Annotated in this window: 1 protein-coding gene; it reads left to right on the top strand. The window is 37.8% G+C overall.

Features of this window, described 5'->3' with window-relative positions:
• Window positions 1-1,313, top strand: a 1,313-nt coding sequence (locus tag HT689_RS09465) for a MucBP domain-containing protein (RefSeq protein WP_173281006.1), incomplete at both ends; no start/stop codon positions are given.

Genomic DNA, 1,313 nt, shown 5'->3' with positions numbered 1-1,313 from the left:
GTAGAAGGAACTACAGAAGTAACTTACGTTTATGAAAAAGCAGGACAAGTAGTAGTTCACTACACTGATGAAAAAGGTAACACTATTCAAGTGGACGCTGTTGATACAAAAGACGGTAAACCAAATTCAGACTACAACACTGCAGATAACGACATGAAACCAAATCGTATCACTACTCCAGAAGGAAAAGTATACGAATTGGTCGACGCTTCAACTAAAGGAAATGAAACAGGTAAGGTTGTTGCTGGAGAAACTACAGAAGTAACATACGTTTATAAAGAAGTAACTGGTGATGTAGTGGTTCACTACGTTGACACAGAAGGTAACGTAATCGCTGAAGATAAAGAAGATACTAAAGGTGCTTCTCTGAATGCTAAATACGATACAACTGACAACAAACCAGAGAAAATCGAAAAAGACGAAACTGTGTACTACTTAACAGAAAAAGCACTTAAAGATGGTTCTAAAGAAACTGGAGATGTAGTAGAAGGTAAAACAGAAGTAACTTACGTTTACGAAAAAGCAGGACAAGTAGTAGTTCACTACACTGATGAAAAAGGTAACACTATTCAAGTGGACGCTGTTGATACAAAAGACGGTAAACCAAATTCAGACTACAACACATCTGATAACGGAATGAAGCCAACTCGTATCACAACTGCAGAAGGGAAAGTATACGAATTAGTACCAACAGCAACTAAAGGTGACGAAATAGGTAAAGTAGTAGCAGGACAAACTCTTGAAGTAACTTATGTTTACCAAGAAGTTAAAGGGAATGTCATCGTTAAATTCCAAGATACAGAAGGAAATACCATCTCAGAAGATGAAAATGATGAAACAAATGCTTCTCTTAATACAAACTACAACACGTCAGAACATAAGAAAGCGACTATCGTAAAAGATGGTGTCACTTACTATCTAACTGATAAAGCCCTAAAAGACGGCTCTAAACCAGAAGAAGGTTCTGTTGTAGAAGGAACTACAGAAGTAACGTATGTCTATGAAAAAGCGGGTTCAGTCATCGTTAACTACCAAACAGAAGATGGAACTCCATTAGTAGGAACTGCAGATGGTGCTAATGTAGAATCAGGTGTAAAAGACACAACAGACGCTAAAGCAGGAACTGACTATAATACTGCAGACAACGGAATGAAACCAAGCCGTATCACAACTGCAGAAGGAAAAGTATACAAATTGGTTGAAGCTTCAACTAAAGGAAATGAAACAGGCAAGGTTGTAGCAGGACAAACTCTTGAAGTGACCTATGTTTATATTCTGGAAAATGTCGTACCAGAGCCTAAACCAGAACCTAA

Source organism: Streptococcus sp. 2342 (genome assembly GCF_013276795.1).
Classification (GTDB): Bacteria; Bacillota; Bacilli; order Lactobacillales; family Streptococcaceae; genus Streptococcus.
The sequence above is the reverse complement of the archived record's forward strand: the minus strand, read 5'-3'. Positions and strand labels throughout refer to the sequence as shown.